General features: G+C 69.6%; 19 protein-coding genes. 9 read left to right on the top strand and 10 right to left on the bottom strand.

Going from position 1 to position 25,872, the window contains the following annotated elements; all coding sequences use genetic code 11:
* Positions 1 to 58: 58 nt before the first annotated feature.
* Positions 59 to 784, top strand: coding sequence for a hypothetical protein (locus tag TSH64_RS01860; protein ID WP_109095211.1), 726 nt, complete (start codon positions 59 to 61; stop codon positions 782 to 784).
* Positions 785 to 804: 20 nt separating this feature from the next.
* Here TSH64_RS01860 and TSH64_RS01855 read toward each other — a convergent pair whose 3' ends face one another.
* Positions 805 to 1,467, bottom strand: a complete 663-nt coding sequence (locus TSH64_RS01855) for a hypothetical protein (RefSeq protein ID WP_109095210.1) — start codon at positions 1,465 to 1,467, stop codon at positions 805 to 807.
* A 571-nt stretch (positions 1,468 to 2,038) separates the two neighbouring features.
* Between TSH64_RS01855 and TSH64_RS35550 the strand changes: the two genes are divergently transcribed.
* The gene (locus TSH64_RS35550) at positions 2,039 to 6,718 is read left to right on the top strand and encodes a DUF4347 domain-containing protein (RefSeq protein ID WP_158285313.1); all 4,680 of its coding nucleotides are present in this window, start codon (positions 2,039 to 2,041) and stop codon (positions 6,716 to 6,718) included.
* A 237-nt stretch (positions 6,719 to 6,955) separates the two neighbouring features.
* Here TSH64_RS35550 and TSH64_RS01845 read toward each other — a convergent pair whose 3' ends face one another.
* From TSH64_RS01845 to TSH64_RS01835, 3 genes are all read right to left on the bottom strand, one after another.
* Complete coding sequence (locus tag TSH64_RS01845) at positions 6,956 to 8,194, bottom strand: glycosyltransferase (protein ID WP_109095209.1); 1,239 nt, start codon at positions 8,192 to 8,194, stop codon at positions 6,956 to 6,958.
* Between the two features lie 179 nt (positions 8,195 to 8,373).
* Positions 8,374 to 9,630, bottom strand: a complete 1,257-nt coding sequence (locus tag TSH64_RS01840) for an arabinose transporter (protein ID WP_109095208.1) — start codon at positions 9,628 to 9,630, stop codon at positions 8,374 to 8,376.
* Positions 9,631 to 9,853: 223 nt separating this feature from the next.
* Complete coding sequence (locus TSH64_RS01835) at positions 9,854 to 10,831, bottom strand: hypothetical protein (RefSeq protein WP_109095207.1); 978 nt, start codon at positions 10,829 to 10,831, stop codon at positions 9,854 to 9,856.
* Positions 10,832 to 11,119: 288 nt separating this feature from the next.
* On the opposite strand from TSH64_RS01835, the gene TSH64_RS01830 reads away from it, so the two are divergent.
* Both TSH64_RS01830 and TSH64_RS01825 read left to right on the top strand, forming a co-directional pair.
* Complete coding sequence (locus tag TSH64_RS01830) at positions 11,120 to 13,411, top strand: type I secretion system permease/ATPase (protein ID WP_247872681.1); 2,292 nt, start codon at positions 11,120 to 11,122, stop codon at positions 13,409 to 13,411.
* Positions 13,412 to 13,427: 16 nt separating this feature from the next.
* Positions 13,428 to 14,942: an HlyD family type I secretion periplasmic adaptor subunit gene (locus TSH64_RS01825; protein ID WP_109095277.1), complete on the top strand. Its 1,515-nt coding sequence runs from the start codon at positions 13,428 to 13,430 to the stop codon at positions 14,940 to 14,942.
* 68 nt (positions 14,943 to 15,010) lie between these two features.
* Here TSH64_RS01825 and TSH64_RS36720 read toward each other — a convergent pair whose 3' ends face one another.
* The 3 genes from TSH64_RS36720 to TSH64_RS01810 all read right to left on the bottom strand — a co-directional run bounded on the left by TSH64_RS36720 (position 15,011) and on the right by TSH64_RS01810 (position 17,212).
* The gene (locus TSH64_RS36720; RefSeq protein WP_348770314.1) at positions 15,011 to 16,450 is read right to left on the bottom strand and encodes a carbohydrate-binding domain-containing protein; all 1,440 of its coding nucleotides are present in this window, start codon (positions 16,448 to 16,450) and stop codon (positions 15,011 to 15,013) included.
* A 146-nt stretch (positions 16,451 to 16,596) separates the two neighbouring features.
* Entirely contained in the window at positions 16,597 to 16,965 is a 369-nt protein-coding gene (locus tag TSH64_RS01815) for a helix-turn-helix transcriptional regulator (protein ID WP_109095206.1), read from the bottom strand.
* The gene (locus TSH64_RS01810; RefSeq protein WP_109095205.1) at positions 16,958 to 17,212 is read right to left on the bottom strand and encodes a type II toxin-antitoxin system RelE/ParE family toxin; all 255 of its coding nucleotides are present in this window, start codon (positions 17,210 to 17,212) and stop codon (positions 16,958 to 16,960) included. Before TSH64_RS01810 ends, TSH64_RS01815 begins: the two co-directional genes overlap by 8 nt.
* Positions 17,213 to 17,340: 128 nt before the next feature.
* Between TSH64_RS01810 and TSH64_RS01805 the strand changes: the two genes are divergently transcribed.
* Positions 17,341 to 18,393, top strand: a complete 1,053-nt coding sequence (locus TSH64_RS01805) for a M23 family metallopeptidase (protein ID WP_109095204.1) — start codon at positions 17,341 to 17,343, stop codon at positions 18,391 to 18,393.
* A 189-nt stretch (positions 18,394 to 18,582) separates the two neighbouring features.
* Positions 18,583 to 21,189 carry a right-handed parallel beta-helix repeat-containing protein gene (locus TSH64_RS01800; protein ID WP_109095203.1) on the top strand — a complete coding sequence of 869 codons (2,607 nt, stop codon included), beginning with the start codon at positions 18,583 to 18,585 and terminating at the stop codon, positions 21,187 to 21,189.
* 95 nt (positions 21,190 to 21,284) lie between these two features.
* Here the strand turns inward: TSH64_RS01800 and TSH64_RS35215 are convergent, their stop codons facing one another.
* Positions 21,285 to 21,638: a hypothetical protein gene (locus TSH64_RS35215; protein ID WP_146207961.1), complete on the bottom strand. Its 354-nt coding sequence runs from the start codon at positions 21,636 to 21,638 to the stop codon at positions 21,285 to 21,287.
* On the opposite strand from TSH64_RS35215, the gene TSH64_RS01795 reads away from it, so the two are divergent.
* The 3 genes from TSH64_RS01795 (at position 21,637) to TSH64_RS01785 (ending at position 25,130) form a co-directional block, all read left to right on the top strand.
* Positions 21,637 to 22,293 (top strand): hypothetical protein, encoded by a 657-nt coding sequence (locus TSH64_RS01795; protein ID WP_247872680.1) that lies wholly within the window; start codon positions 21,637 to 21,639, stop codon positions 22,291 to 22,293. The genes TSH64_RS35215 and TSH64_RS01795 overlap by 2 nt on opposite strands.
* A 129-nt stretch (positions 22,294 to 22,422) precedes the next feature.
* Positions 22,423 to 23,589, top strand: coding sequence for a lysylphosphatidylglycerol synthase transmembrane domain-containing protein (locus TSH64_RS01790; RefSeq protein ID WP_109095274.1), 1,167 nt, complete (start codon positions 22,423 to 22,425; stop codon positions 23,587 to 23,589).
* On the top strand, positions 23,586 to 25,130 hold the full coding sequence (locus TSH64_RS01785) for a glycosyltransferase (RefSeq protein WP_109095202.1): 1,545 nt from the start codon (positions 23,586 to 23,588) through the stop codon (positions 25,128 to 25,130). The genes TSH64_RS01790 and TSH64_RS01785 overlap by 4 nt, the downstream gene beginning before the upstream one ends.
* 4 nt (positions 25,131 to 25,134) lie before the next feature.
* Here the strand turns inward: TSH64_RS01785 and TSH64_RS01780 are convergent, their stop codons facing one another.
* Both TSH64_RS01780 and TSH64_RS01775 read right to left on the bottom strand, forming a co-directional pair.
* Positions 25,135 to 25,368, bottom strand: a complete 234-nt coding sequence (locus TSH64_RS01780) for a hypothetical protein (RefSeq protein ID WP_109095201.1) — start codon at positions 25,366 to 25,368, stop codon at positions 25,135 to 25,137.
* Between the two features lie 58 nt (positions 25,369 to 25,426).
* Positions 25,427 to 25,651 (bottom strand): hypothetical protein, encoded by a 225-nt coding sequence (locus tag TSH64_RS01775; RefSeq protein ID WP_109095200.1) that lies wholly within the window; start codon positions 25,649 to 25,651, stop codon positions 25,427 to 25,429.
* Between the last annotated feature and the right edge of the window lie 221 nt (positions 25,652 to 25,872).

Below are 25,872 nucleotides of genomic sequence, written 5' to 3'. Positions count from 1 at the left end.
TGCGTTGCCCGCCCAAGCATGGGTTGCTATTGTTTCCCCGGTAGTATCCGGAGGATGAATGACCGCCGCTGCATTGCACGCTCTGAACCGCTTGTCCGATACGGCGATCAGCACCGATCCTTTCCCCCATCTGGTCGTGCCGGATTTCCTGCCCGCCGACCTCTATGCCCGGGCCTGCGCCCAATGGCCGGATGCCGCTGCCTTCGGCGTCCTTCAACCCGATGAGCTGCCGTCGCGCCATCAGGTGCCGCTGACCGAAGGTTGGCTGGCCCGGTGCGGCGTGGAGCGGGCGGCGGTCTGGCGCGACGTGCGCGACTGCCTGTTCAATCCCGACATCGTCGCAGCGATGGCCGAGCGCTTTCCCCAGGTCCGCGACAAGCTGGGCTGGGTCGACGCGCCGCCGGTGTTGAACATGCGCATCATCGAGGACCATACCGGCCACGCCATGCTGCCGCACACGGACATCGAGGCGACGATGTTCTCGATGCTGCTCTACATGCCGGCGGACGGCGGCCCGTCCAACCCGCAGGCATCGTCCCTGGGTACGGCGCTGTACCGGCCCCGCGATCCCGATTTCCGCGGACGGGGGGTGGAGCGCTACCGGCGCGCGGATTTCGAGCTGGTGGCCCAGGCTCCCTACCGCCCCAACCATCTGCTGGCCTATGCGCCGTCCGACCGCTCGTTCCATGGGGTGGAGCCGGTTGCGGCTCCCTGTGAGCGGCGGTTGCTGATCGCCTTCGCGGTGGTGGAGACCCGCCGGCCGTCACGGCGCGGCGCGGTCTGAGAATCGTCCGCCATGTCCGTTCACCGGGCCTCCAGGCCGTTGATCGCCTCGGCCCAGGCATAGGCGCCCTGGATCGGATGCAGATGGTGGTCGCGTGGGTTGGGGCTGCGGTAGGCGTCGGCGATCAGCCCGGTTCCGGCATCGAGGACATGCGCTGAAATGTCGGTATAGGGAAGCCGCCGCCGGGCCGCTTCCGCCGCAAGCAGCCGGTTGTAGCGCATCGTCAGCTCGGTGCGGTCGCGCAGGCTTGCGGTCACCATGTGGCGGGCGCGCGCCACGGCACCTTGGCGATGACCGTCGGGAATGGTGGGGGGGACGGCTCCGGTCACCACGACCCGGCTGTAGCCGGCATCGATCAGCGTGTCGATGAAACGGGCGTAAGCCTCTATGGACGCCGCCAATTGTGTTTCCACCGACTCGCCCAGCGTTTGCGCCCGCCACCAGATGACGAAGCCGCAATCGACCTCGCCGAGCTGGATGACCGGCACGACGTCCGGCAGGGCGGGCAGCAGCGCCTCCCGGAAATGGGCGATAGCCTGGGTGTGGCTTTCAGGATTGCGCAGGCCGACGGCCGTGGCGCCGGGGACGATCAGGAACCGGGACGGGCGGCGGAGCAGACCGAGCGTGGCGGCAATTTCGAAGGCCTGAACATGACTGTCACCGACGAAATACCAGCTGTGCATCGCCCGCCTCTGCCCGCCTCGCCGCCCACCATACCGGTATCCCGGCGGAAGCCAACGATCCGGGTTGCGGATCGGAGGCCAGGGCCGGCGATGTGATGTGGGGGAGAGTCGCCTGCGCAACCCCCGATGGGGTTGGGGCCGGACATTGCGCCGCTGAACTTTGGAGCCTTGTCGCGGCCCTCTCTTTGTTTCGGTTCCTCTTGTCGCGGTCCGCCTTGTGACGGTTCCGGGCCAGGCCTCCGGCCGGAGCCGCCCTACCACTTTTTCGTGTGGGAAAAAAGGTTCCCTATCAGAAGGCGGATTTTTTGGAATATCTCTGGGTGGTATGGAGAAAAGACGAAATACCCGCCTGCGTATGAGGCAGCCTTCTTTTTATTTAACTGCAAGTCTCCCCCATTCTTGCCGGAGATACTCCGCTTTATTGAGTTGTTAGTGGCGTCTTCCTCCTCACATTTGGGTGAATACGGCCGATTGGCCTCAATAATCATCACCGGAGTGCGGTGTGGACCGACGGCCGATGGACTGCCCTGTCCCAGCTCCTCTGCCCTGCCGCCATCAAGGAGGATCATCCGTGCGCGACGTACTGATTGCGGACGCCAGCCTCGACGATCTCGATCTGCTGCTCGACCGTTGCCGGCCCGATGTCCGGATCGTCCGGGTCGCGGCCGATGAGGATGGCGGGGCGGCTCTCGCCGCCGCACTCGCCGACCGTCCCGCCGCCATCCATCTGCTGGCCCATGGCGAGCCGGGCGCGGTCCGGCTGGGTGCAGGCCGGCTCGACATCGCGGCGCTGTCCGGCCGTGAGGCGGATGGACGGTCCTGGCCGCAGGCCCCGGACACCGAGATCCTGATCCATGCCTGCGACACCGGCGCCGACGGCGGCCGGTTCGCCCAGGCGCTCGCCCAGGCGACCGGCGCCCGCGTCGCCGCCGCCAGCCATCCGGTCGGCCATCCGTCGCTCGGCGCCTCCTGGGACCTCGACGTGACCACCGGGCCCATCGCCGCGGCCCTGCCCGTCTCCGACACCGGCGCCTGGGTCCAGCGGCTGGCCTACACCGGCACGCCGAGCGACGGCGACGACACGCTGATCGGCGACGACACCGGCAACACCATCAATGGCGGGGCCGGCAACGACAGCATCGTCGGCGGCACCGGCAACGACAGCCTGATCGGCGGGGCGGGCGACGACACGCTGGTCGGCGGCGGCAACAGCGGCCAGTCGGCCGGCGACACGCTGAACGGCGGGCTGGGCGCCGACCATTATGTCGGCGGCAACGGCTTCACCATCGTCACCTACGAGAACGCCACCACCGGCATCACGCTGGACCTGACCAACGGTGCCAACAACACCGGCGAGGCCGCCGGCGACACCTTCGTCGACATCCAGCGCTGGGTCGGGTCGGAGCATGACGACAGCCTGACCGCCGGCGACACCGCCGTGTGGTTCTGGGGCCATGGCGGCAACGACCTGGAGCATGGCGGGGCCGGCAACGACACGCTGGAGGCCGGCGACGGCAACGACACCGTGTTCGGCGGCGGCGGCAACGACCTGATCTATGGCCGCGCCGACAATGACGAGCTGCACGGCGACGCCGGCGACGACACGGTGGCCGGCGGCGGCGGTGCCGACCTGATCTATGGCGGGGCCGGCAACGACCTGCTGAAGGGCGACTGGGAACGCGACACCATCCATGGCGGCGACGGCGACGACACCATCCTCGCCGGCATCGTCAGCGCCGGCAGCTATGGCCAACTCCAGGCCGATCAGATCTTCGGCGAGGCCGGCAACGACCGCTACATCGTGGTCAGCCAGTACGATGCCGGCACCGTCAGCTTCGACGGCGGCGAAGGCACCGACACGCTGGAGATCCACTCCGACGACCTGAGCAGCTACAACGGCTACGACCTGGAATATTACACCGCCGTCGCCTCCCCCGCGATCGACCTGACGGGGATGACGCTGACCGGGGTGGAGCGGCTGGAGCTGACCGGCAGCAAGGCGCATGACGTCACCCTGACCGGCGCGCAGGCGGCCGGCTTCGAGGTCATCGCCGGCAGTGCCGCGTCCGACACCCTGCGCATCGCCGGCAGCGCCGACCTGTCCGGGGTGGCGATGTCGGGCATCGAGGCCATCGAGGTGACCGGCAGCAACGCCACCCTGACGCTCGCCGCTTCGCAGCTGGCCGGGCTGGCCCTGACCAGCACGGGCACCGGCACCGGCAACGCGCTCGCCGTGACGGCGTCCGGGACCGGGGCCTCGGTGGATCTGTCCGGCGCCACCGGCTTCGACCGGGTCGCCCTGACCGGTACCGCCGGGGCCGACGACCTGACCGTCGGGGCCGGGGCGACCGTCACCGGCAATGGCGGCAACGACGTCATCCGCATCGCCGCCGGGACCACCGGTTCCGTCACCATCGCCGATGCCGCCGTCGGCGACCGGCTGGTGATGACGGGCGCCGATCTGACCGCCATGCAGGTCGAGACGGGCGCCACCTCCACCACTCTGCGGGTCGGCACCGATCTGGCGGTGACGCTGACCGGCAGCTTCGCCGCCAGCCAGTTCCAGGTCGGCACTGGCGGCAGCGTCACCATCGTCCAGGCCAACAACGCGCCGGTGGCGGAAGCCGGCAAGACGGTGATGGCCCAGGCCGGCGCCCCGGTCGCTCTCGGCATCGCCGCGCCGACCGACGCCGACGGCGACGCCCTGACCGTGACGGTCACCGGCCTGCCGTCCGGCGGCGCCATCCAGCTGGCCGACGGCACGGCCGTCACCGCCAACCAGAGCCTGACGCTCGCCCAGCTGTCGGCCCTGACCTTCACCGCCGCCGCCGGCACGGCCGGCGACGCCGGCTCCTTCGCCTACACCGTCACCGACGGCCATGGCGGCACCGCCGGCCAGACCGTCGCGTTGACGGTGAACGCCGCTCCGGTGGCGGAGGCCGACAAGACGGTGACGGCGCAGGCCGGCTCCCCGGTCGCTCTGGGCATCGCCGCCCCGACCGACGCCAACAACGACACGCTGACCGTGACGGTCACCGGCCTGCCGACCGGCGGCACGCTGGCGCTCGCCGACGGCACGGCGGTGACGGCGAACCAGAGCCTGACCGCAGCCCAGCTCGCAGGATTGACCTTCACCGCGGCGGCCGGCACGGTCGGCGACGCCGGCTCCTTCGCCTACAGCGTCGCCGACGGCCATGGCGGCACGGCGGCCCAGACCGTGGCGTTGACGGTGAACGCCGCCCCGGTGGCGGAGGCCGACAAGACGGTGACGGCGCAGGCCGGCTTCCCGGTCGGGCTCGGCATCGCCGCTCCGACCGACGCCAACAACGACACGCTGACCGTCACGGTGACCGGCCTGCCGACCGGCGGCACGCTGGCGCTCGCCGACGGCACGGCGGTGACGGCGAACCAGAGCCTGACCACCGCCCAGCTCGCCACTTTGACCTTCACCGCGGCGGCCGGCACGGTCGGTGACGCCGGCTCCTTCGCCTACAGCGTCGCCGACGGCCATGGCGGCACGGCGGCCCAGAGCGTGGCGCTGACGGTGAACGCCGCCCCGGTGGCGGAGGCCGACAAGACGATGACGGCCCAGGCCGGCGGCACGGTCGGGCTTGGCATCGCCGCTCCGACCGACGACAACAACGACGCCCTGACCGTGACGGTGACCGGCCTGCCGGCCGGCGGCACCGTCCGGCTGGCCGACGGCACGGCGGTGACGGCGAACCAGAGCCTGACCATCGCCCAGCTCGCGGCCCTGACCTTCACCGCGGCGGCCGGGACGGTCGGCGACGCCGGCTCCTTCGCCTACAGCGTCGCCGACGGCCATGGCGGCACGGCGGCCCAGAGCGTCGCCCTGACGGTGGAGGCCGCGCCGGTCGTCTCGCCGCCCCCGCCTCCTCCTCCTCCCCCGCCGCCGCCCGTCACCTCCTCGCCGGATCCCGTCGTGGATCCCGTTGTGGAGCCGGCCGTCAACCATGCTCCGACGGTGCAGGCCGACAAGACGGTGAGTGCCCAGGACCGGACGGCGGTGTCGCTCGGCATCGCGGCCCCCGCCGACATCGACGGCGACGCGCTGACGGTGACGGTGGCCGGCCTGCCCGGTGGCGGCATCGTGCGGATGGCCGACGGCAGCACCGTGACGGCGAACCAGACCCTGACGGCGGCCGACCTGCCGGGGCTGACCTTCCTGGCCGCCGCCGGTGCTGCCGGCGATGCCGGGTCCTTCTCCTACATCGTCGCCGACGGCCATGGCGGCGTCGCGGCGCAGAGCATCGCCCTGCAGGTGGTGCCGGCGGCCGATCCCGCCTCCACCACCCCGCCGGCCGCCGGCGGGCTGCCGGCCGGCTTCAACGCCCTCGCCTACATCGCCTCCTATCCGGATCTGATCGCCGCCTTCGGCACCAACACCGCCGCCGCGACCCAGCATTACCTCCAGGCCGGGCAGGCGGAGGGGCGGACGGTGAGCTTCAACCCGCTGGCCTACACCGCCTCCTATCCCGAGTTGATCTCGGCCTTCGGCACCAACACGGACGCCGCCGCCCGCCATTACATCGAGCACGGCTATGCCGAGGGCCGGCACCCCAACTTCAGCGGGCTCGCCTACATCGCCTCCTACCCGGACCTGTCGGCGGCCTTCGGCGCCAACGCCGATGCCGGCACCCGGCATTACATCGAGAGCGGCTATGCCGAGGGTCGGAGCACGACCTTCGACGGCTACAATTACCTCGCGGCCAACCGCGACCTGGCGGTCGCCTTCGGCACCAACGCGGATGCCGCCGCCCGCCACTACATCGAGCATGGCCAGGCCGAGGGCCGGCCGGCCCAGGGCTTCGACGCGCTGCGCTACATCGCCAGCAACCCGGACCTGATCCAGGCCTTCGGTCCCGACGTCCAGGCGGCCGAGATCCACTATGTCCAGAGCGGCTATGCCGAGAACCGGTCGCTGACCGCCTTCGACCCGGCGGCCTATCTGGCGAGCAATCCGGAGATCGCCGCGGAGTTCGGCACCAGCGCCGCCGCGGTCGAGCTGGCCTACATCAAGCGCAGCACCTCCACCGCGGCGGAGGCCGTGGCAGCGGCCAACGCAGAGGCGCCCATCGCCGTCACCATGCTGGCGGCCGGGATGACCGGGTCGCAGTCGCTGGGGATAGACGGCGGCTTCCACGATGCCTCGTCGGGCACGGCGTCCGGCCTGCTGGCGGCGGGCGACGGCGGGCTGTCCAACCGGCAGCGGACGGAGCTTCCCGCGTAACCTCCCTCCCGCCTGTCCGCCGGCAGCCCATGGTCGCCGGCGGACAAGGGATGGACCCATCGGGGTGGAACCATGGAGGGCGGCGGCAAGCCGCCCTTCTTTTTGGGAGGCTTCCGTCTCAGTCGATGCGGGTGCGCGATTGCTTCAGTGCTTCCCGTCCGGGCGGAAAAGAACCGGCATAACCGGGACTTACAATCATTATTTTATATCATGATTTAATGAATTAATAATGGCCGCCTAGCCCCGCCCGTCCGCCAGCTCATCGATCCAGGCGAACTGGCGCGGCAGGCAGACGCTGTGCAGATCGTGGTTGGCGCGGATGGAGGCGCGGGCCTCGGCGCCCAGCCGGTCGCGTGCTGCCCGGTCCGCCAGCAGATCGGCCACGCTGTCGGCCAGTCCGCGATGGTCGAAGAAGTCCACCAGCCGCCCCGTCCGGTCATGCTCGACGATCTCGCGGATCGGAGCGGTATCGCCGGCGACCACGGCGGCGCCCGCGCTCATCGCCTCCATCAGGCTCCAGCTCAGCACGAAGGGGTAGGAGAGATAGACGTGGACGGAGGAAAGCTGGAGCAGAGGAATGAAGTGGTCGTAGGGGAGGTTGCCCAGGAAGAACACCCGTGCCCAGTCGGCGTCCGGAATGGAGCCGCGCACCTCCTCAATGAAGATGTCCCGCCAGCTTCCCGACGGCGGCGGCACCCCATAGGAGGTGCCGGCCCCGCCGACGATCAGCACATGGGCCCGGGGGCGCTGGGCCAGCAGCCGCGGCAGGGCACGCATGAAGCTGTGATAGCCGCGATAGGGCTCCAGGCTCCGGTTGACGAAGGTCACCACCTCGTCCGCCCGCGTCAGCGTGAGGGTGCCGTTCAGGATGGCCTGGGCATCGGGGTTCGGGGCCACCGTCCCGGTGTCGATGCCGTCATGCACCACGGTGATGCGGTCGCGGAAAATACGGGGAAAGCTGTCCGCCTGCCAGCGGGTGGGAGACAGGCCGGCGTCGGCGGTCTCGAACTGGAGCAGGTTTATGGCGTTTCTCAGGCGCAGGCGGCACGGCTCGCCGACATCCTGCGACGGGAATTCGGGATCGAAGCCGACATCCGCGCCCTCCATCCGGTAATAGAATTCGCAATAGATGCCGAGCCGGGCCTGCGGCCAGACGTCCTTCACGAACAGGCTGTCGCCCCAGCCGGGATGGGCGACGATCACGTCGGGACCATAGCCCTCCGCCTTCATCGTCAGCGCCCGTTGGAACAGGGCCTCGCCATGGATCGTGTTGATTTCGAATTCGGTGGCCCAGGGATGGACGCCAAAGGCCGGCGCCCGTGACGGTGCGTAAGCGGCCACGGTGATCCCGCCCCAGCCGGACGGCACCTCCATCGTCCGGCTCAGGGCATGCACCGTGTGTCCGCGCCGCACCAGGCTCGGGGCCAGAGCCTTGAATTGGCCGGGAAAGCTGGGATGGATGAACAGGATCTTCATGGAGGGCGTCACGGTCCTGCGGAAAAGGCTGCGAAGGGGGCGATCATGCCACGGCGCAACGGCAAGTCCCCGCCGGAATTTCCCGCATTCGATGTGAAGTGCTGGAAAATTCCGCCTCCCACGCTTCTGGATGGATCCGGTTTCGCGCGACCAGACACGGCCTTTTCAAGCCGGCGTTTTCAGGCCGGCGGGGGGCCGGCGGCGACCAGGGTCCGGCGCATATGGAGCGCGGTCAGGAAGCCGACCGCCGCCGCGGCCCCGCCCAGCAGGAAGACGCTGCCGTAGCCGGCCCGGTCGGCGAGCAGCCCGGCCACCGGGCCGGTCAGGCCATAGGCCACGTCCTGGAAGGCGGCGAAGGCGCCGAGCGCCGTCGCCCGCAGATGCGGCTGCACCAGATGCACCACCTCCCGGCCCATGGCGGGAAAGACCAGGGAGCAGCCGAGCCCGGTCAGGAAGGCGCCGACCAGGGCCAGCGTGGGGTCGCCGGCGCTCCAGACCAGCAGCTGGCCGAACGCCTCGACCGCCAGCGATCCCATCGCCACCGGCAGGCCGCCGATGCGGTCCGGCAGATGGCCGAAGGCGAAGCGGACAAGGACGAAGCCGACCCCGAAGGCGGTCAGGCCGAGCCCGGCGAACGGCCAGGATTCATGGACGAAGTGCAGCGAGAAGAAGGCGCCGATGGCGGCGAAGCCGATGCCTTGCAGGCTGACGACGGCGCCGTGCAGCCAGATCCGGCCGAGCACGCTGCGGAAGGGCGGGCGCTTCGCGCCGGGATGCGCCGCGACCCCCGTCATCGGGCGGAGCGCCAGCAGCCCCAGCGCCGGCAGCAGGGCGCCGATCGCCATGGTGCCGGCGAAGCCGATGCCGTCCAGCAGCAGGAGACCCAGCGGCCCGCCCGCTGCGAAGGCGCCATAGAGCGCCGCCCCGACCAGGGCCAGCACCTTGCCCGAGCGCTGCGGCCCGACGATGCCGATCCCCCAGGCGATCACGCCGACGCCGACGAGGCTCTCGCCCAGCCCGATCAGCAGGCGCCCGGCCACCAGCACGGCGAACGCCGTCCAGGGGCCGGCCCAAGGCAGGTGCGGCAGCATGCCGGCGCCGAGCGAGACCAGCCCGCCGGCGATGTAGAGCGCCAGTCCGCGGGCGACCGCCGGCTTGGCGCCGCCGCCGTCCACGAGATTGCCGGCGAAGCTGCGGGTGAGGATGGTGGCGAGGAAGGCGCTGCCGACGCCCAGCCCGGCCCAGAAATTGCCCAGTCCCAGGGTCTGGGTCACGAACAGCGGCGTCACCGGAAGGGAAATGGCGACGCAGAGATAGGAGACGAACAGGATGGCGGCCAGGACGAACAGGCGGGCCTGGGACCGGTCCGGCGATGTGTTGTGCGAGGGATTTTGCGGCTGGCCGCGTGCCGGATCGTATGTCGGCTGGGGACGCATGGTGTGCTCCACACTGGTCCGCGGTCGACGCGCGTTCCGGACAAGCGAACGCACTCCGACCGCTGGGGATCGTTGAGTGCGTTGGTTGACGTTGAACGCTTACGGCCAGTGTGACTGACGACTGACAGACAGCTAACCGATCCGGTCAAGCAGCACAACCCCGAAGGCAATGGGGGTATGGCCGCGGCCAAGCGCCATCGGCACAGCCCGCCCAGCGGGTGTTTCAGCGGCTCTTGCTGTCGGCCTTCGCCGTGGAGGGCAGCATCAGATCGATCACCAGACGGTGGCCTCGGTCCTTGTCGGGGGCCAGGGTGGAGACGGCGAGAAGCCGGACCGCTTCGCCCTTGCCATCCCCCCTGCCATCTCCCCTGCCGTCGCTTCCGCCATCCTCGTCGCTGAACAGCAGGCGGGTGCCGCTGCCGGTGCGCTCCGCCCGGTAGCCCAGCGCCGTCGCCGGCAGGCGGCCCGCCGCCGGGGCCTGCCACTGGGTGCCGGGAAGCGTCAGCTCCAGCCGGCCGTCGGGGCGGCGCACCGGCGTTTCGAAGCGCGGTTCCTGGTCGAAATCCATCACGACGCGCAGCCCGTCGCCGCCGTTGGCGGTGCGGATGCGCTCCACGGTGCGGGGGGCCGCGGTGCTTGCCACGGTCTGGATGCCGGCTGGCCGGGCCGGCGCGTCGGGGACCGGCTTGACGCCGGGACGCAGAAACTCTACCGCCGGTTCCGTCCGTGGGGCGGGGTCCTGCGGTCCGGGCTTCGCCGCCGGCAGCGGGGCAGCCGGGACGGAGGCGGGGGACGGAGCCGTCTGGACCGGAGTTTCCGGGCCGGGAGGAGCCTGGACGGGAGCAGGTTGTACCGGAGCCGGCTGGCTTGCGGCGGGCTGCGCCTCCGCCGGCTTCCTGACCTGCTCCACGAAGCCGCCGCGGCGGCCTTCCGCGCGGCCCTGCTGGACATAGTGGGCGTAGCCGCTGGAGAGCTGCCCGCTGCGGACGGCGGCGGCGACGTCGGGATTGGCGGCCAGATAGGCGCGTTCCCGCCAGCCGGTCGGCTGCGCCGTGGCGGTGTCCACGTCCGCGGGGCGGCGCCAGCTGGACAGCAGCGACGGCATCGACCCGTACAGGCCCAGCCCCTCCACCGCCAGCGACAGCCAGAAGGGCGTCAGCAGCAGGATCAGAAGGCGCAGGAGCTGGGGAATCGGCGACAAGGCGGCTTTTGTCCGGTGTAGGGAAAACGGCGCCGGTCCCGCTGGCCCGGCTGTCCTGCATGCCTACTCCCAAGCACCGCACCGGGTCTAGAAAAAGCAGCCTGTCGAGGCGGACCATCGGGGAAACCCCGGAAGAGCGCCCGGCCGCCCTTCGGCTCCCTCCCTTCGGACACCGACGATGCGGGGTACCCCATCGTTCGGGTGGCCGCGCGGGGACGCGATCCTCACCTTCGGTTGGCCGCAGCCGTCCGGCGGCACCCCTTAGAGTTTCGGAACCGGGAAGCCTTCATGGAACAGATGCGAGACGGGTCGCCGGCCGATCCGGCGCGGGACCCCTCCTCCCCTCCTCCCCCTGGAGCCCAGGCAGGTCCAAGCCCCGGTCTCAATACCGGCCCCAACCCCGGCTCCAACCCTGGGCCCCGTCTCGATCCCGGCATTGCCGGGCTGGTGTCGGCGCTGCGCATCCTGGGCATTCCGGCCGATTACGACGGCGTGCGCCATGCCTGCGGCGGCGAATCCCCCGACCTGACCGGGCTGGTCCGCCAGGCCCACCGGCTGGGCGCCAAGGCCCGGGTGGTGAAGACCAAATGGGAACGGCTGGAGCGCACGCCGCTGCCGGCGCTGGTCCCCGGCCCGGACGGCGGCTTCCTGGTGCTGGCCAAGGCCGGCGGCGACCGCGTGCTGGTGCATGACGCGGCGACCAACCAGACCCGCATCCTCGACCGCGAGGGGTTCGAGCCGCTGTGGACCGGCCGGCTGATCTGCCTGGGCCGCAAGGGCACGATGGGCATGGGCCAGCCGCGTTTCGACGCCCGCTGGTTCGGCGCGGTCGCCTGGAAATACCGCGGCATCCTGGGCGAGGTTCTGCTCGCCTCCTTCTTCATCCAGCTGTTCGCGCTGGTGACGCCGCTGTTCTTCCAGGTGGTGGTCGACAAGGTGGTGGTGCACCGCAGCCTGGGCACGCTCGACGTGCTGATGGCCGGCATGCTGGCCGTCATCCTGTTCGAGGCGGTGCTGGGCGGCCTGCGCACCTACACCTTCGCCCACACCGCCAACCGGCTGGACGTGGAGCTGGGGGCCAAGCTGTACCAGCGGCTGCTGTCGCTCCCCATGGGCTATTTCGCCTCGCGCCGGGTCGGCGACAGCGTCGCCCGGGTGCGCGAGCTGGAGACGATCCGCAACTTCATGACCAGCTCCACCATCACGCTGGTGCTGGACCTGCTGTTCACCGTGGTCTTCCTGGGCGTCATGCTGGTCTACAGCCCGATGCTGACGGCGATCGTCGCGGCCTCCTTCCCCGTCTATGTCGCCATCAGCCTGGTGGCGACGCCGATCCTGCGCCGCCGGCTGGACGAGAAGTTCGCCCGCGGCGCCGAGAACCATAGCTTCCTGGTCGAGACGGTGTCGAGCATCGAAACGGTCAAGGCCATGGCGGTCGAGCCGCGCATGCAGCGCCGCTGGGAGGACCAGCTCTCGGGCTATGTCCGCGCCGGTTTCCGCGCCGGCAACCTGAACAACGTCGCCAGCCAGTCGGTGCAGTTCGTCTCCAAGATCTCGACCATGCTGGTGCTGTGGCTGGGGGCGAAGCTGGTGATCGAGGGCAGCCTGACGGTGGGCGAGCTGGTGGCCTTCAACATGTTCGCCGGCCGCGTCGTCCAACCGGTGCTGCGCATCGCCCAGCTCTGGCAGGACTTCCAGCAGGTGCGGCTGTCGATGCACCGCATCGGCGACATCCTGAACACCGCACCCGAACCGCTGCAGAGCGCCGGCCGCGCCGCCATGCCGGCGATCAAGGGCGACCTCAGCTTCGACCACGTCACCTTCCGCTACCGCCATGACGGGCCGGAGACGCTGAGCGACGTGTCGCTGCATGTCCCGGCGGGGCAGGTGGTCGGCATCGTCGGTACGTCCGGCTCGGGCAAGAGCACGCTGGCCAAGCTGCTCCAGCGCTTCCATGTGCCGGAGCGCGGGCGGGTGATGGTCGACGGCACGGATCTGTCCACCGCCGACGCGGTGTGGCTGCGCCGGCAGATCGGCGTCGTCCTCCAGGACAATGTCCTGTTCTCGGGCACCATCCGCGAGAACATCGCGCTGACCGATCCGACCATGGACATGGCCCGCGTCGTCGCCGCGGCCAAGCTGGCCGGCGCCCACGACTTCGTCGTCGAGCTGCCCGACGGCTATGACACGGTGGTGGGGGAGCGCGGTGCCAGCCTGTCCGGCGGGCAGCGGCAGCGCATCGCCATCGCCCGCGCGCTCGTCACCAACCCGCGCATCCTGATCTTCGACGAGGCGACCTCGGCGCTCGACCATGAATCCGAACGCATCATCCAGGCCAACATGCGCCGCATCTGCGCCGGCCGCACCGTGCTGATCATCGCCCACCGCCTGTCCACCGTCGCCATCGCCGACCGCATCGTCACGGTAGAGCGCGGCCGCATCGTCGAGGACGGCGCGCCCGACGAGCTTCTGCGCCGCGGCGGGCGTTACGCCACGCTGTTCCGCGGCCAGATGGGGCAGCTGTCGGGTGCGAACCCGCCGCCCGCCGACGGGCTGATCGAACAGCGTGCCGCGGGCTAACGGGGGAATGAACGCCATGAGCAAGACGACCGCCGCGGTGCAGACCACCCCTGCCGGAACAGCCCCTCTTTCCACCCCTCCCGGCATCAAGCCGCCCGCCAACGCGCCGGGCACGCCCGGCGGCCCGCGTCCGCCGACCAAACCCCAGGGCCGGCTGCAGAAGCGCCGCCGCGACGAGATGGATTTCCTGCCCGACGCGCTGGAGATCCTGGAGCGTCCGCCCTCCCCCACCGCGCGCACCTTCACCGCGGTGATCATGCTGGCCTTCACCGCCGCCTGCGCCTGGGCCTGGTTCGGCCATGTCGACGTGGTGGCGGTGGCGCAGGGCCGGGTGGTGCCGAGCGGCCGGACCAAGACCATCCAGCCGATGCAGACCGGCGTCGTCCGCGCCATCGCCGTGGAGGACGGCCAGCTGGTCAAGGCCGGCCAGACCCTGATCGAACTCGACCCGACCGAGGCGGTGGCCGACCGGGGCCGCATCCGCTCCGACCTGTCGGCGGCGCGGGCCGAGGCGGCGCGGCTGCGGGCGGCGCTGGAGGTGGTGAACGGCAACCCAAACGCCGAATTCGCCGCCCCGGCCGGCCTGTCGCCTGAACTGGCGCGGATGCAGGGCCAGCTCCTCGCCAGCCAGATCGCCGAGCAGCGCGCCAAGCTGGCCGCACTCGACCGCGAGCAGGCCCGGCGCGAGGCCGACCGCGCCACCGTGGTGCAGACCATCGCCAAGCTGAACGCCACCCTGCCGCTGATCCGCGAGCGGGCGGAGGCGCTGTACGACCTGTCGAAGCGCGGCACCTCGTCCCGCTTCCAGTATCTCCAGCTCCAGCAGGATCTGGTCGGGCAGGAGCAGGAGCTTCTGGTCCAGAAGATCAAGCTGACGGAGTCCGACGCCTCCATCGCCGCCACCGCCGAGCAGCGCCGCCAGACCGAGGCCGAGTTCCGCCGCCAGCTCTACACCAACCTCGCCGAGGCCGAGCGCAAGGCCGCCTCGCTGGAGCAGGAGCTGGCCAAGGCCGAGCAGCAGGTCGACCTCCTGCGGCTGACGGCACCGGTGGACGGCTATGTCCAGCAGCTGGCCGTGCACACGGTGGGCGGTGTCGTGACCACCGCCCAGCCGGTGATGGTCATCGTGCCGGAGGACAGCCGGCTGGAGGTCGAGGCCTTCATCCCCAACAAGGACATCGGCTTCGTCCAGACCGGACAGGTGGCCGAGGTGAAGGTGGAGGCCTTCTCCTTCACCAAATACGGGCTGATCCCCGGCCGCGTCGCCTCGCTGTCCAGCGACGCCGTGCAACAGCAGCAGCAGGCCGACAAGGGGACGGACAAGAGCACGGCGAAGACGCCGGAAGCGGGATCGGTCTATGCCGCCCGCATCGCGCTGGACCGCGACACGCTGGAGGTGGACGGCAAGCAGACGCGGCTGCAACCCGGCATGACGGTCAGCGCCGAGATCAAGACCGGCCGCCGCCGCATCGCCGACTATCTGCTCTCCCCCCTGTCGCGCAGCGCCCAGGAGGCCATGCACGAGCGGTGAGATGTGTGCCTTCTCGGGGATCCCCCTCTCCCTCCCGGGGAGAGGGGATACGCTCCGGTCTCGGCTCCTTACACCGCCATGTCGTGCGTGTCGTACCAGGCGTGCAGGCCGTGGCCGGCATACTCGAAGGCCGGGAGCAGCTCCGGCGTCCAGCCGGCGCCGTCGGCTGCCACCGGCGAGGCCGCATCGGCCGACACGGCGTGACCCAGCAGGTCGCCGGCCTGAAGCTCCGCCACCTGCGCCTGCGCGGGGGCCTGCACCCCGAACAGGCTCTTGTCGGCGGCGACCACCAGCGTGCCGTTCCACCACATCCCGCTCTGGCCCTTGACCACGTCGTGCCCGTCGAGCGCGCCCTTGTCGTAGGTCACCGCGGCGTCGGTGGCGGCATAGCCGTGGCCGTTGACGCTGACGCTGTTGACGAACAGGTTGCGGTCCTGGCCGCCGGAGAAGCCGTCATTGTCGTACTGGATCTGCACCGTGTGGGCGCTGTCGGCCGACACGGTGGCGGTGAAGGCGTAGTTCTTGGCCGCAGCACCCACCGTGGCGCTGCCGACCGCATGGCCGTCGACCAGCAGGGTGAAATGGGCGTTCACGCCGGCCGCCGCGGTGCCCTTGGCGTTGACCAGGATGGCGGCCGTGGTGGTGGCGGGGGCGCCGGTTCCGGGATCCGGTACCGTCGGCGTCGCCGTCGTGCCATAGAGCTGGCCGATCTTCGCCAGCAGCGCCTGGGTGTTGAGGTCGGTGTAGCCGGTGCCGGCGATCGGCGTGCCGGTCTGCTTCGCCAGCGACAGGAACTCGTCCTGGGTCAGGGCGCTGCCGCGCAGCGCGATGGCCTCCTGCTGGGCGAGCGCCACCGCGGCGGTCACCGAAGGGGCCGAGAAGGAGGAGCCGTTGGCCGTCACCGTCCGCCCGGCCAGATCGGTCAGCCGGATGTCGGTGCCGTCGGCGCAGAGGTCGGTGATGCCCGGATTGCGCTGGGCCCAGCCCGGCATGGTGCCGTCGCCGCCCGACGCGCTGACGCAGATCGTGTTGTGGTCGGCGGCGAAATAGGACACGTCGGTCGCCGTCCCGTTCTGCCCGGCATTGCCGGCGGCGGCCGACACCAGCACCCGCTTGGCGGCGAGGCTCGCCAGCTCGTCCGACAGCAGGGTCGTCATCTCCGACGCGGCGGAGCCGCCGGCCAGGGACAGGTTGACGCCGACGACGTTGTAGTCCGACGCATGGGCCACGACCCATTGCAGCGCCTGCTCGATCGCCGCCCCCGACGCGGTTGAGGTGCCGTCCGGGATCACCTTCAGCGCGACGATGTTGAGGTCCGGCGCCTGCGACAGGATGTTGGAGGTCACCAGGGCGCCATGGGTGTCGGCGTTGGGGTTGCGCGCATCGGCGTCGTTGTTGGCGTAGTCGTGCTGATAGACGATGCGCGACGCGGATTCCCAGGTCGGCGACCAGCCGCTGTCGATGACGACGACCGTCTCGCCCCGGCCGGTATAGGTGCTGTTCGCCATGCTGTCGGTCCCCGTCCTGCTGCCGTCGTCGATGAAGATGCAGGGTGGAGTATGCCGTCTGGCGATGTGGCTTTCGGATGATAAGGACGGGGCGGATTTCGGACGTGGTGCCCCTTATGCGACGGCGCATAGGGGGCGCATGGAGATCAGGTCAGGTCGTCCAACTCCACGCGCAGCGCTTCGGCGATGCGCTTCAAGGCGTCTACCGAGCCCTTCCGCGTGCCGGCCTCGATCTGCGAGACGTAGGACTGCTTGAGGCCGGCGGCTTCGGCGAGTTGGGTCTGCGTCAGGCCGCGGTGGTCGCGGAACACTTTCACAGGGTGCTCTCCCTCGAGCAGTCGTTCCGCGACCTCGTCGGGAAAAGTTTCCGGTGAGGAATGCCGGTAGGCATCGTAAGCCTGGATCGCGGCGGCTTCGTCGGCGGCCTCCAGCAGGCGTTCATATTCGGCAATCGGCAGCACGGCGAAGGCGGCTTTGCCGTTGCCGTCGCGGATGATCTGCGCCGGGCTAGTCATAGATGCCTCCTCTCGGTCCAACATCGATCACGATCAACACCAGAACCCCATCCTCGATGTCGTAGACGACCCGCCAGTCTCCGACGCGCAGCCGGTAGCCGTCGCGGCCCTTGAGCTTCTTCACGTTTCGGGCTGTCGCTGGGTCCGCCGCCACGTCCTGCACTTTTTGACGGATCAGATCCGCGACGTTGCGCGGTATCCGGCGCAAAGCCTTCAAGGCCGCGGCAGTGTATCTGATCGTGTGCATGGCAGAATTATTGCTTTTTGTAATGTACATTGCAATGGCAAGCCGGCAGAGATTGGCCCATGTCCTCAGGCATCCCACCTGTTGGGGACGATCAAGCAAGCTGGAGCTGTATGGTGCGAGGGGTTTGGATGAGGGTGCCGGTCCATTACCGCTGGGGTCTTGCCGCCCTGGCCTTGCTGCCATCGGCGGCCTTCGCCGATTCTCCCGCCGCCCTTTCCGCCGGGGCTCCGGCGCTGGAGGTGCCGGTGCGCTGCCGGATCGGGGCGGACTGCTTTGTCCAGAATTACGTCGATGCCGATCCGGGGCCGGGGATGCGGGACTTCGCCTGCGGGCGGCTGACCTATGACGGGCACAAGGGGACCGATTTCCGGCTGCCCGATCTGGAGGCGATGCGGCGCGGGGTGGCGGTGGTGGCTGCCGCTCCCGGAACGGTGGCGCGCGTGCGCGACGGGATGGACGACGTCAGCATCCGCCAGAGCGGCGGCGCGCCGGCCGGGCGCGAGGCTGGCAATGCGGTGGTGGTCGACCACGGCAATGGCTGGGAGACCCAGTACAGCCACCTGAAACGCGGCAGCATCGCGGTCAAGCCGGGCGACCGGGTGGAGGCCGGCACGCCGCTGGCCCAGGTCGGGCTGTCCGGCAACACCGAATTCCCCCATGTCGATTTCGGCATCCGCCACGACGGCCGTACCCTCGACCCCTATACCGGCAAGGAGGTCGGGGCCGCGGAGGCGCCGGCCTGCACCGCCGATCAGGGCGCCGCGCCGGTGCCGTCGGGCACGCTGTGGAGCGCCGAGGCGCGCCGGACGCTCGCCTACCGGTCGAGTGCCGTGCTCGGCGCCGGTCTGGCGCCCGAGGCGCCGAAGGCGGAGGTGGCCCGGAACGGCGGTTATGGCGGCAAGCCTGTGCCGGCGGACACGCCGGTGCTGGGTGTGTGGACGGAGCTGATGGGCGGGCGGCAGGGCGACCGGGTGACGCTGGAGGTGACCGGCCCAGACGGCCGCCGCCTGTTCCGCAAAGAGGGCGCGGTGCCGCGTCCGCTGGCCGTCCTCTTCTTCGGCACCGAGGTGAAGAAACCCGCCCCTGCCCCCTGGGCGACCGGCTCCTACCGGGTGACGGTGACGCTGAGCCATGGCGAAGAAACGGTGCTGCGGGAGGAGCGGAGGGTCGAGCTGCGCTGACCGGGTTGAGTAAAGTCCGGCGCAGACACCGAAAAAGACAAGGCAAGTGACAACTGCGGCGGCGCGGCCATTTGTCACGAAATGAACACCGCGTTTTCGTACGAAAGAGTATCTCCGAAAGGATGAGGCTACCTCCTTATTAAGTGTTTCTGCCGTGAGATTGCCCGGTATCGGCAAGGCAATCCGGCAATGACAGACACTCAGCAGGCTTTCTACGTCGCGACCAACGGCAACGATTCCTGGTCGGGGCGTTTGGCGGCCCCCAACGCCGACGGCACCGACGGTCCCTTCGCCACGCTGGAACGCGCGCAGGGCGCGATGCGGGCGACCGGCATCCGCGACACCTATGTGCGCGGCGGCACCTATGCCATGGCCCGCACGGTGACGCTGACCGCGGCCGACAACGGCGTGCGCATCATGGCCTTTCCGGGCGAAACGCCGGTGTTCAGCGGCGGCGAGCGGGTCGGCGGCTTCACCGCCATCGGCGGTGGCCTCTATGCCGCGGCGACCTCTGCGACGGGGCTGGACCTCTCCATCGGCGGCATCCGGCAGAAGGTGGCGCAGACCGGCGACTGGAATGCCGGCGATGCCAAGTCCGGCTGGTCGGTGCTGGAGGCGGCGGCCGGCGGCGCCAGCAAAACCAGCCTGCGCATCGGCGCCGGCGACGGGGCGATGGCGGCGGTGCTGGCCGCCGGCGTGCAGCCCGGCACGATGGTCCAGACCTTCGACACAGAGCGGCTGTCCGACAACATCGTCGGCGTCGCCTCCATCGATGCCGGCAGCCGGACCGTCAATTTCACGCAAGCGGCGAAATACGCCCTGCGCAGCGGCGGCACCTACCGCCTGCTGAACGACGACGCCTTCATCCGCGATACCGGCGAATTCGCCTGGAGCGCCGAGACCGGCCGGCTGGTGGTGAAGCCGCAGGACCCCGGCGCCCTGCTGAGCCAGGGTGCCGTGGTGGCGCGGCTGGGAACGCTCATCTCGCTGAACGGGGCGAGCGGCGTCACCCTCCAGGGGCTGACCTTCGCCGACACGACGTGGGACGGCTCGGCCCTGACGCTGACCAACGCGTCTGGCAACAGCATCGCCGGCAACCGCTTCGTCAATGTCGGCACCGGGATGACGCTGACCGGATCGTCGGCCAACGCCATCGAAGCCAACCGGATGGAGCATCTGGGAGCCAGCGGCATCAAGGTCACCTACGGCAGCAACGGCAACCGCATCGGCGCCAACAGCATGGATGGCATCGGCGAGGTGCTGAAGGACGTCGCCGGCATCCAGCTCTACGGCACCAGCGGCACGCTGATCTCCGGCAACGACATCCGCAACAGCACGCGCTACGGCATCTCGATCAAGAACTGGGACGGCGCCACCGTCAACACCGACACGGTGGTGGAGTACAACCGCCTCTACAACACGATGACCGAGACCGCCGACGGCGGCGCCATCGAGATGCTGGGCCGGTCCAACGTCGACACCCGCACGGTCATCCGCGGCAACGACATCCGCAACGTCGGCGGGCTTGCGACCGACGGGTCGGGTTGGCTCGACCGCCAGAAGAGCTTCGGCATCTATCTGGACGACATGGCCAACGGCGTCACCGTCCAGGACAATTTCATCCAGAACACCGGCTGGGCCAGCGTCTTCATCCATGGCGGCGATTCCAACACCGTCACCAACAACTTCGCCACCCTGTCCAACCCGCGCGAACGCTTCATCCGGCTGGAATGGGTGCCGAGCGCCGGCACCATCGGGCTGCTCAGCAACAACCGGGTGACCGGCAACGTCATCTCCTCCTCCACCGGGACGGATTACTGGGAGTTCTGGACCCCCGGCTCCTACACCGTCAGCGGCAACCTGCTGCAGGGCATCCGCGGGCTGAACGGCGGCGACACCCTGTCGTCGGGACTGTTCGCCAACCCGGCGGCCGGCGATTTCCGGCTGGGCAGCGGTGCTGCGGCAGCGCTGGGCATCCATGACCTGGATTGGGGCCGGATGGGCTTCGCTCCCCTGACGGTGCCGGGGATCCCCAGCCCCGGCGCCGGTGGAGGATCGGGAAGCGGGACCGCCCCGGCGACCGGCACGGGCAACACCCCCGCCGCCGCGGCCGGGCCGGCCTTCTCGCCGCTGGCCTACATCGCCTCCTATGCCGACCTGTCGGCCGCCTTCGGCGCCAACGCCGCCGCCGGTGCGGCGCATTACGCGGCCAGCGGCCGGGCGGAAGGCCGGAGCGTGAGTTTCGACCCGCTGGCCTACATCGCCTCCTACGGCGACCTGTCGGCGATTTTCGGTGCCAACGGCGATGCCGGAGCCGCCCATTACATCGGCAGCGGCCGGGCGGAGGGGCGAGCCGTGAGTTTCGATCCGCTGGCCTATATCGCCTCCTATGGCGACCTGACGGCCGCCCTCGGCACCGACCGGACGGCGGCGGCGATGCATTACATCGGCAGCGGCCGGGCGGAGGGGCGGACGGTCAGCTTCAACCCGCTGTCCTATCTGGCGGCCAATGCCGACCTCGCCGCCGCCTTCGGCACCGACACCACCCGGGCCGACCTGCATTACCTGGGCAGCGGCCGGACGGAGGGGCGGAGCACCGGTTTCAATGCCTCGGCCTATCTGGCGGCCAACGCCGACGTGGCGGCGGCCACCGGCGGCGACCTGACGGCGGCGATGCGGCACTACATCCTGAACGGCCGGCTGGAAGGCCGGGCGCTGAGCCCCGCCCCCGCGCGCGCGGGGGCGGCGGGCCTGTTGCCGGACAGCGCCATGCTGGCCGCCGCCGGAATGGGGTGAGCATGCACGGCATCATCGATCCGGGGCGCCCTTCGACCGAGAGGGGCGTTTACCGCAGATTGCAGGAATTAATAAATTTTTAGCCGATAACGACGTTATCCTTCCACGGATACATCCTTTCGTGGGGGGGATAACATGGTTGCCAAGGTTATACCGGAAGGCGCCATGTCGCCGCTCTCGTTGCTGACGAAGCTGAAGTCGGCACCGCCTTCCGCGCCTCCTCCTGCTCCATCCTCCTCTCCCGCATCCTCCAAGACCGCGTCGCCAGCCTCGCCCCAGACCAAGACTGCGGGCGATACGGTGTCGTTGTCGGCACAGGCGATCTCGAAGATGACCGGGGCAGCCGACGCTCCGGGAGGTCCGTCCGCACCGCCGGTCCAGCTGAAGATCGAAGGCGAGCTCAGTTTCGCGGATTTCAAGGCGATGAGTGCGCGCATGGAGAAGGTCATGGATTATCACCTGGCGAGAGGAGAATTCATCCGACAAAGCATGCAGTCGCTGCGCAGCCAGTTCGGCTTCGAGGCGGAGGGCGAAAGCACCGGCAACGTCTTGCTGAGTGGCGAGATCGGCAAGGTCGTGGAGCGGCAGGCGGTGTCGAGGGGCATCGCCATGCCGGAAAAATCCCAGGAGGTGAAGGACTGGGAAGCCAAACGTCAATCGGGAGCGTCGGTACCGCCGGAAGGCTGGGACAAATCCTCCCTGATCACGCTGTTCCTGCCGGGATCCCAGGGAACCGACGACAAGCAGGTGGAGATCTGGCTGGACAACCGGGCCTTCGACAAGCTGGGCAAGATGTCGGCCGACGAGGTCAAGGCCGGTCTGGTCGACATGCTGAACGGTCCCGATGCCGCGGCGTCGCAGGCGGCGGTGGACAATGGTGCGTTCGGTGCCGCGATGCGGGCTGACAGCGAGCACCATTCGGAATTCCAGAAGTCCAAGGCTCGGCTCGGCTTCTTCGATCCCGAGCAGGGGACGAGCGCCCAGCCCTGGCTGATGATCCAGTCGAGAAGCGAACCGGGCTATGTCCAGGAGAATGCCGGCAAGCTGGTCGATACGGTCATGTCGATCCTCAAGGAAGGGGCGGCCGGGCGCACGGCAGGCTGATTCCCCTTCCGCCAGCCCCCCTGCCCGCCAGCCCCCTCTCCCGCCTGACCGGGTGACAAGCCGGGCGTGAGCCGTTACAACGGCCCGTTCGGCGCCGCTGTCCCGCGGCACCCGGATTTCCATGCGGGAATGATGGCCCAGGCTCTGCTCGACACCCCCTTCGCCCAATCGGCGAAGCCCGGTTCCGGCCCGGCTCCCGGTCCGGGGCAACCCAGCCCAGGCCAACCGGATCCGGAGAAGCCGGCCGGACGGCGGTGGCCGGTGCTGGTCAAGCTGGCGGTGACGGTCGCGGTGCTGGGCGCGCTCGCCGCCGGAGCCGACTGGTCCGGCATCGCCGCGCGCCTGTCGGCCGCCGATCCCCTGCTGTTCGCCGCCGGTTTCGCCGTGAAGGCGCTGACCCTCCCCTTCGCCTCGCAGCGGTGGCGGTCGGTCGGCCGCGCCGCCGGATTCTCGCTGACCCGCTGGACCGCCTTCCGCCTGCAGATGGCCAGCGGATTCCTCGGCCAGATCCTGCCGGGATCGGTTGGGGCCGACCTGCTGCGCGGCTGGTTCACCTGGCGGCTCGGCCATCCCGCAGGCCCGGTGATGCTGGCCCTGCTGGTCGACCGGCTGATGGCCCTGCTGGGCGTCGTGCTGATCGGGCTGGTCGGGCTGCCGCATCTGGCCGCGGTGGCACCGCCCGCCGTCGCCGCCACCGTGCTGGCCGGGGCGCTGGTGCTGGCGGTGGCCATGGGGCTTCTGCTGCTGGCCGGGCGCATCCCGCGCGACCGGCTGCCGATCCCGAAGCGGCTGCGCGACGGGGCGCTGGGGCGGACGGTGTGGACCGCCGTGGCGCAGCTGCGCGCCATGGGCGGCAACCCGGCCGCCTGGGCGGCGCTGGGCCACAGCATCGGTGTCCACCTCGCCACCATCGGCGCCACCATCCTGTTCGCCCGCTCCGTCGGCCTGCCGGTCGGCTGGCTCGATGGGCTGGCCATCGTGCCGGCCGCCATCGTCGCCGCAGCATTGCCCGTCTCGCTCGGCGGCTGGGGCGTGCGCGAGGGCGCGATGGTCGCCGGCTTCGCGCTGCTCGGCTTCAATGCCGACGCGGCCCTTCTGGTCTCGCTGCTGATCGGACTGTCGATTGCCGTCCTGTCGCTGCCCGGCGGCGTCTTCTGGCTGCTGCTGCGCAACGAGACCGCCATCCAGCCAGACCACCGGACACCGGCCCAGACACCGTCCCAAACGGCCGACCAAACGTCCCTTCAGACCGCTCCCGGCGGGGCTGAGGCCTTTCCCACGGATTTTTCGCGATGACCGACCAGCCGACCTCGACGCTTTCCCAGCCCGTCACCGTGACGGCTGCCATGCCGGATGCCACGCCCCACGCCGCTGCCGGGACGCGCGGCCTCTCCCCGCGCCAGCAGCGCATCCGTTCGCTGTTCGACGCCATGGCTCCCCTGCGCGACCGCTGGGCCGAGCGCAACCGCGCCTTCCATGACGCCGACCGCGCCTATCTGCGCTTCCTGATTCCGGAAGGGGCGACGGTGCTGGAGATCGGCTGCGGCGTCGGCGACACGCTGGCGGCGCTGAAGCCGGCGCGCGGCGTCGGCATCGACCTCAGCCCGGCGACCATCGCCGAGGCCAAGGCCCGCCATCCGCAGCTGGAGCTGATCGCCGCCGATGCCGAGGATCCGGCGACCATCGACAGCATAGCGGCCATTGGAGGGCCGTTCAGCCACATCCTGCTGTCGGGCACCATCGGCTTCCTGGACGACATCGAGGAGACGCTGCGCCTGCTGCGCCGGGTCGCGACGCCGAAGACCCGCATCATCGTCAGCTACCATTCGCGCGTCTGGGAACCGATTCTGTGGGCGGCGGAGAAGCTCGGGATGCGCATGCCGCAGGGCAAGCAGAACTGGCTGTCGACCAGCGACATCGTCAACCTGCTGGATCTGGCCGGCTGGGAGCCGGTGCGCCGCGAATGGCGCCAGCTGATCCCGAAGCGGCTGCTCGGGCTCGGCACGCTGGTCAACCGCTACATCGCCCCCCTGCCCGGCATCCGCCGGCTGTGCGTGCGCAACTATGTCGTCGCCCGGCCGCAACCCACCGTCGAGGCGGTGACGGTCGACGGCAAGCCGGCTTCGGTCACCGTGCTGATCCCCTGCCGCAACGAGCGCGGCAACATCGAGAACGCCATCCGCCGGCTGCCCCGCTTCGCTCCCGACGTCGAGGTGATCTATGTCGAGGGCAACAGCCAGGACAACACCTACGAGGAATGCCTGCGAGTCCGCGACGCCTATCCCGACTGGGACATCAAGGTCATGAAGCAGCCCGGCAAGGGCAAGGGCGACGCGGTGCGCGCCGGCTTCAATGTGGCGCGCGGCGACATCCTGATCATCCTCGACGCCGACCTGACGGTGCCGCCGGAGACGATGGGGAAATTCTACCAGGCGATGGTGTCGGGGCGCGGCGAATTCGTGAACGGCACGCGGCTCGTCTACCCGATGGCGCCGGAGGCGATGCGTTTCCTGAACTTCCTGGCCAACCGGGCCTTCGCGCGCATCTTCTCCTTCCTGCTGAACCAGCGCTTCACCGACACGCTGTGCGGCACCAAGGTGCTGTGGCGCAAGGATTACGAGACCATCGTCGCCAACCGCCATTACTTCGGCGACTTCGACCCGTTCGGCGACTTCGACCTGATCTTCGGCGCTGCCAAGCAGAACCTGAAGATCGTCGAGGTGCCGGTGCGCTACGCCGACCGCAGCTATGGCGAAACCCAGATCTCCCGCTTCACCCACGGCTGGCTCTTGGCCCGCATGGTGGTGTTCGCCTGGAAGAAGCTGAAGGCTTTCTGAGCCTTCACACCGGTTCGGCGGCGGCGAGCGGCAGGAAGGCCTGATAGCCGTCGCGCTGTTCGGTCAGGTTCAGCAGCAGGTCGGTCAGGCTGTCGCGGGCGAAAATGTCGGTGGTCGAGGCCAGCCGGCGGCGGACGACGGCGATGAACTCCTCCAGCACGTCCAGGTGCAGGGTGGCTGAGGCGAGAACGTCCTGAGCGATGGGAGCGGCGGTGGGAGCAGCGTTCTGGGCGGTCATGATGGCGGTCTTTCGCGGAAGGAAGAGGGGGCGGCGGGAGCGGGCCGGAGCGGCCGGATCAGGCGGCGAGCGCGGTGACGATGGGGTCGGCGGCGGCGAGAACGGAGCGGTAGGTCTCGCGCTGCTCGGTCAGGCCGGCGAGCAGGTCGGCCAGGCTGTCGCGGGTGAAATCGCTGGTGCTGCCGTCCAGCTTCGACTGGGTGATCGCGATGAACTCATCGACCACATCCAGGTGCAGGGAAGCAGAAGCGAAGATGCCGGCGGCGCATTCGATCTTGGACATGGTGGCGATCCCTGTATTCGAGGTGGAGGCTCTTGCCCGTTCTGATGAGCTTATTGAGCCATTCCGCCAGTTAACGAGGTGTTAAGATCACCGATTGGTCCTAGGTCGATTGGTGATTACCTCTTCCAAGAAAAACGCAGCTGCGCGATTTGGCGGTAGTGTTACTTCTTTCGATGCGGCCATGAACGATGCAGGCATGAAAAAACGCGGCCGGTTGCCCG

Origin of the sequence: Azospirillum sp. TSH64 (genome assembly GCF_003116035.1) — a bacterium.
In the GTDB taxonomy this organism is placed as follows: domain Bacteria; phylum Pseudomonadota; class Alphaproteobacteria; order Azospirillales; family Azospirillaceae; genus Azospirillum.
Note: the sequence above shows the minus strand (reverse complement) of the source record. Positions and strands in the feature narration are given on the sequence as shown.

What these genes read in the sequence shown, in the direction of transcription:
- TSH64_RS01860 (WP_109095211.1), top strand. Translation starts at nt 59, where the DNA reads ATGACCGCCGCTGCATTGCACGCTCTGAACCGCTTGTCCGATACGGCG.
- TSH64_RS01855 (WP_109095210.1), bottom strand. Translation starts at nt 1,467, where the DNA reads ATGCACAGCTGGTATTTCGTCGGTGACAGTCATGTTCAGGCCTTCGAA.
- TSH64_RS01845 (WP_109095209.1), bottom strand. Translation starts at nt 8,194, where the DNA reads ATGAAGATCCTGTTCATCCATCCCAGCTTTCCCGGCCAATTCAAGGCT.
- TSH64_RS01840 (WP_109095208.1), bottom strand. Translation starts at nt 9,630, where the DNA reads ATGCGTCCCCAGCCGACATACGATCCGGCACGCGGCCAGCCGCAAAAT.
- TSH64_RS01830 (WP_247872681.1), top strand. Translation starts at nt 11,120, where the DNA reads ATGGAACAGATGCGAGACGGGTCGCCGGCCGATCCGGCGCGGGACCCC.
- TSH64_RS01825 (WP_109095277.1), top strand. Translation starts at nt 13,428, where the DNA reads ATGAGCAAGACGACCGCCGCGGTGCAGACCACCCCTGCCGGAACAGCC.
- TSH64_RS36720 (WP_348770314.1), bottom strand. Translation starts at nt 16,450, where the DNA reads ATGGCGAACAGCACCTATACCGGCCGGGGCGAGACGGTCGTCGTCATC.
- TSH64_RS01815 (WP_109095206.1), bottom strand. Translation starts at nt 16,965, where the DNA reads ATGACTAGCCCGGCGCAGATCATCCGCGACGGCAACGGCAAAGCCGCC.
- TSH64_RS01810 (WP_109095205.1), bottom strand. Translation starts at nt 17,212, where the DNA reads ATGCACACGATCAGATACACTGCCGCGGCCTTGAAGGCTTTGCGCCGG.
- TSH64_RS01805 (WP_109095204.1), top strand. Translation starts at nt 17,341, where the DNA reads ATGAGGGTGCCGGTCCATTACCGCTGGGGTCTTGCCGCCCTGGCCTTG.
- TSH64_RS01800 (WP_109095203.1), top strand. Translation starts at nt 18,583, where the DNA reads ATGACAGACACTCAGCAGGCTTTCTACGTCGCGACCAACGGCAACGAT.
- TSH64_RS01795 (WP_247872680.1), top strand. Translation starts at nt 21,637, where the DNA reads ATGGATTATCACCTGGCGAGAGGAGAATTCATCCGACAAAGCATGCAG.
- TSH64_RS35215 (WP_146207961.1), bottom strand. Translation starts at nt 21,638, where the DNA reads ATGACCTTCTCCATGCGCGCACTCATCGCCTTGAAATCCGCGAAACTG.
- TSH64_RS01790 (WP_109095274.1), top strand. Translation starts at nt 22,423, where the DNA reads ATGATGGCCCAGGCTCTGCTCGACACCCCCTTCGCCCAATCGGCGAAG.
- TSH64_RS01785 (WP_109095202.1), top strand. Translation starts at nt 23,586, where the DNA reads ATGACCGACCAGCCGACCTCGACGCTTTCCCAGCCCGTCACCGTGACG.
- TSH64_RS01780 (WP_109095201.1), bottom strand. Translation starts at nt 25,368, where the DNA reads ATGACCGCCCAGAACGCTGCTCCCACCGCCGCTCCCATCGCTCAGGAC.
- TSH64_RS01775 (WP_109095200.1), bottom strand. Translation starts at nt 25,651, where the DNA reads ATGTCCAAGATCGAATGCGCCGCCGGCATCTTCGCTTCTGCTTCCCTG.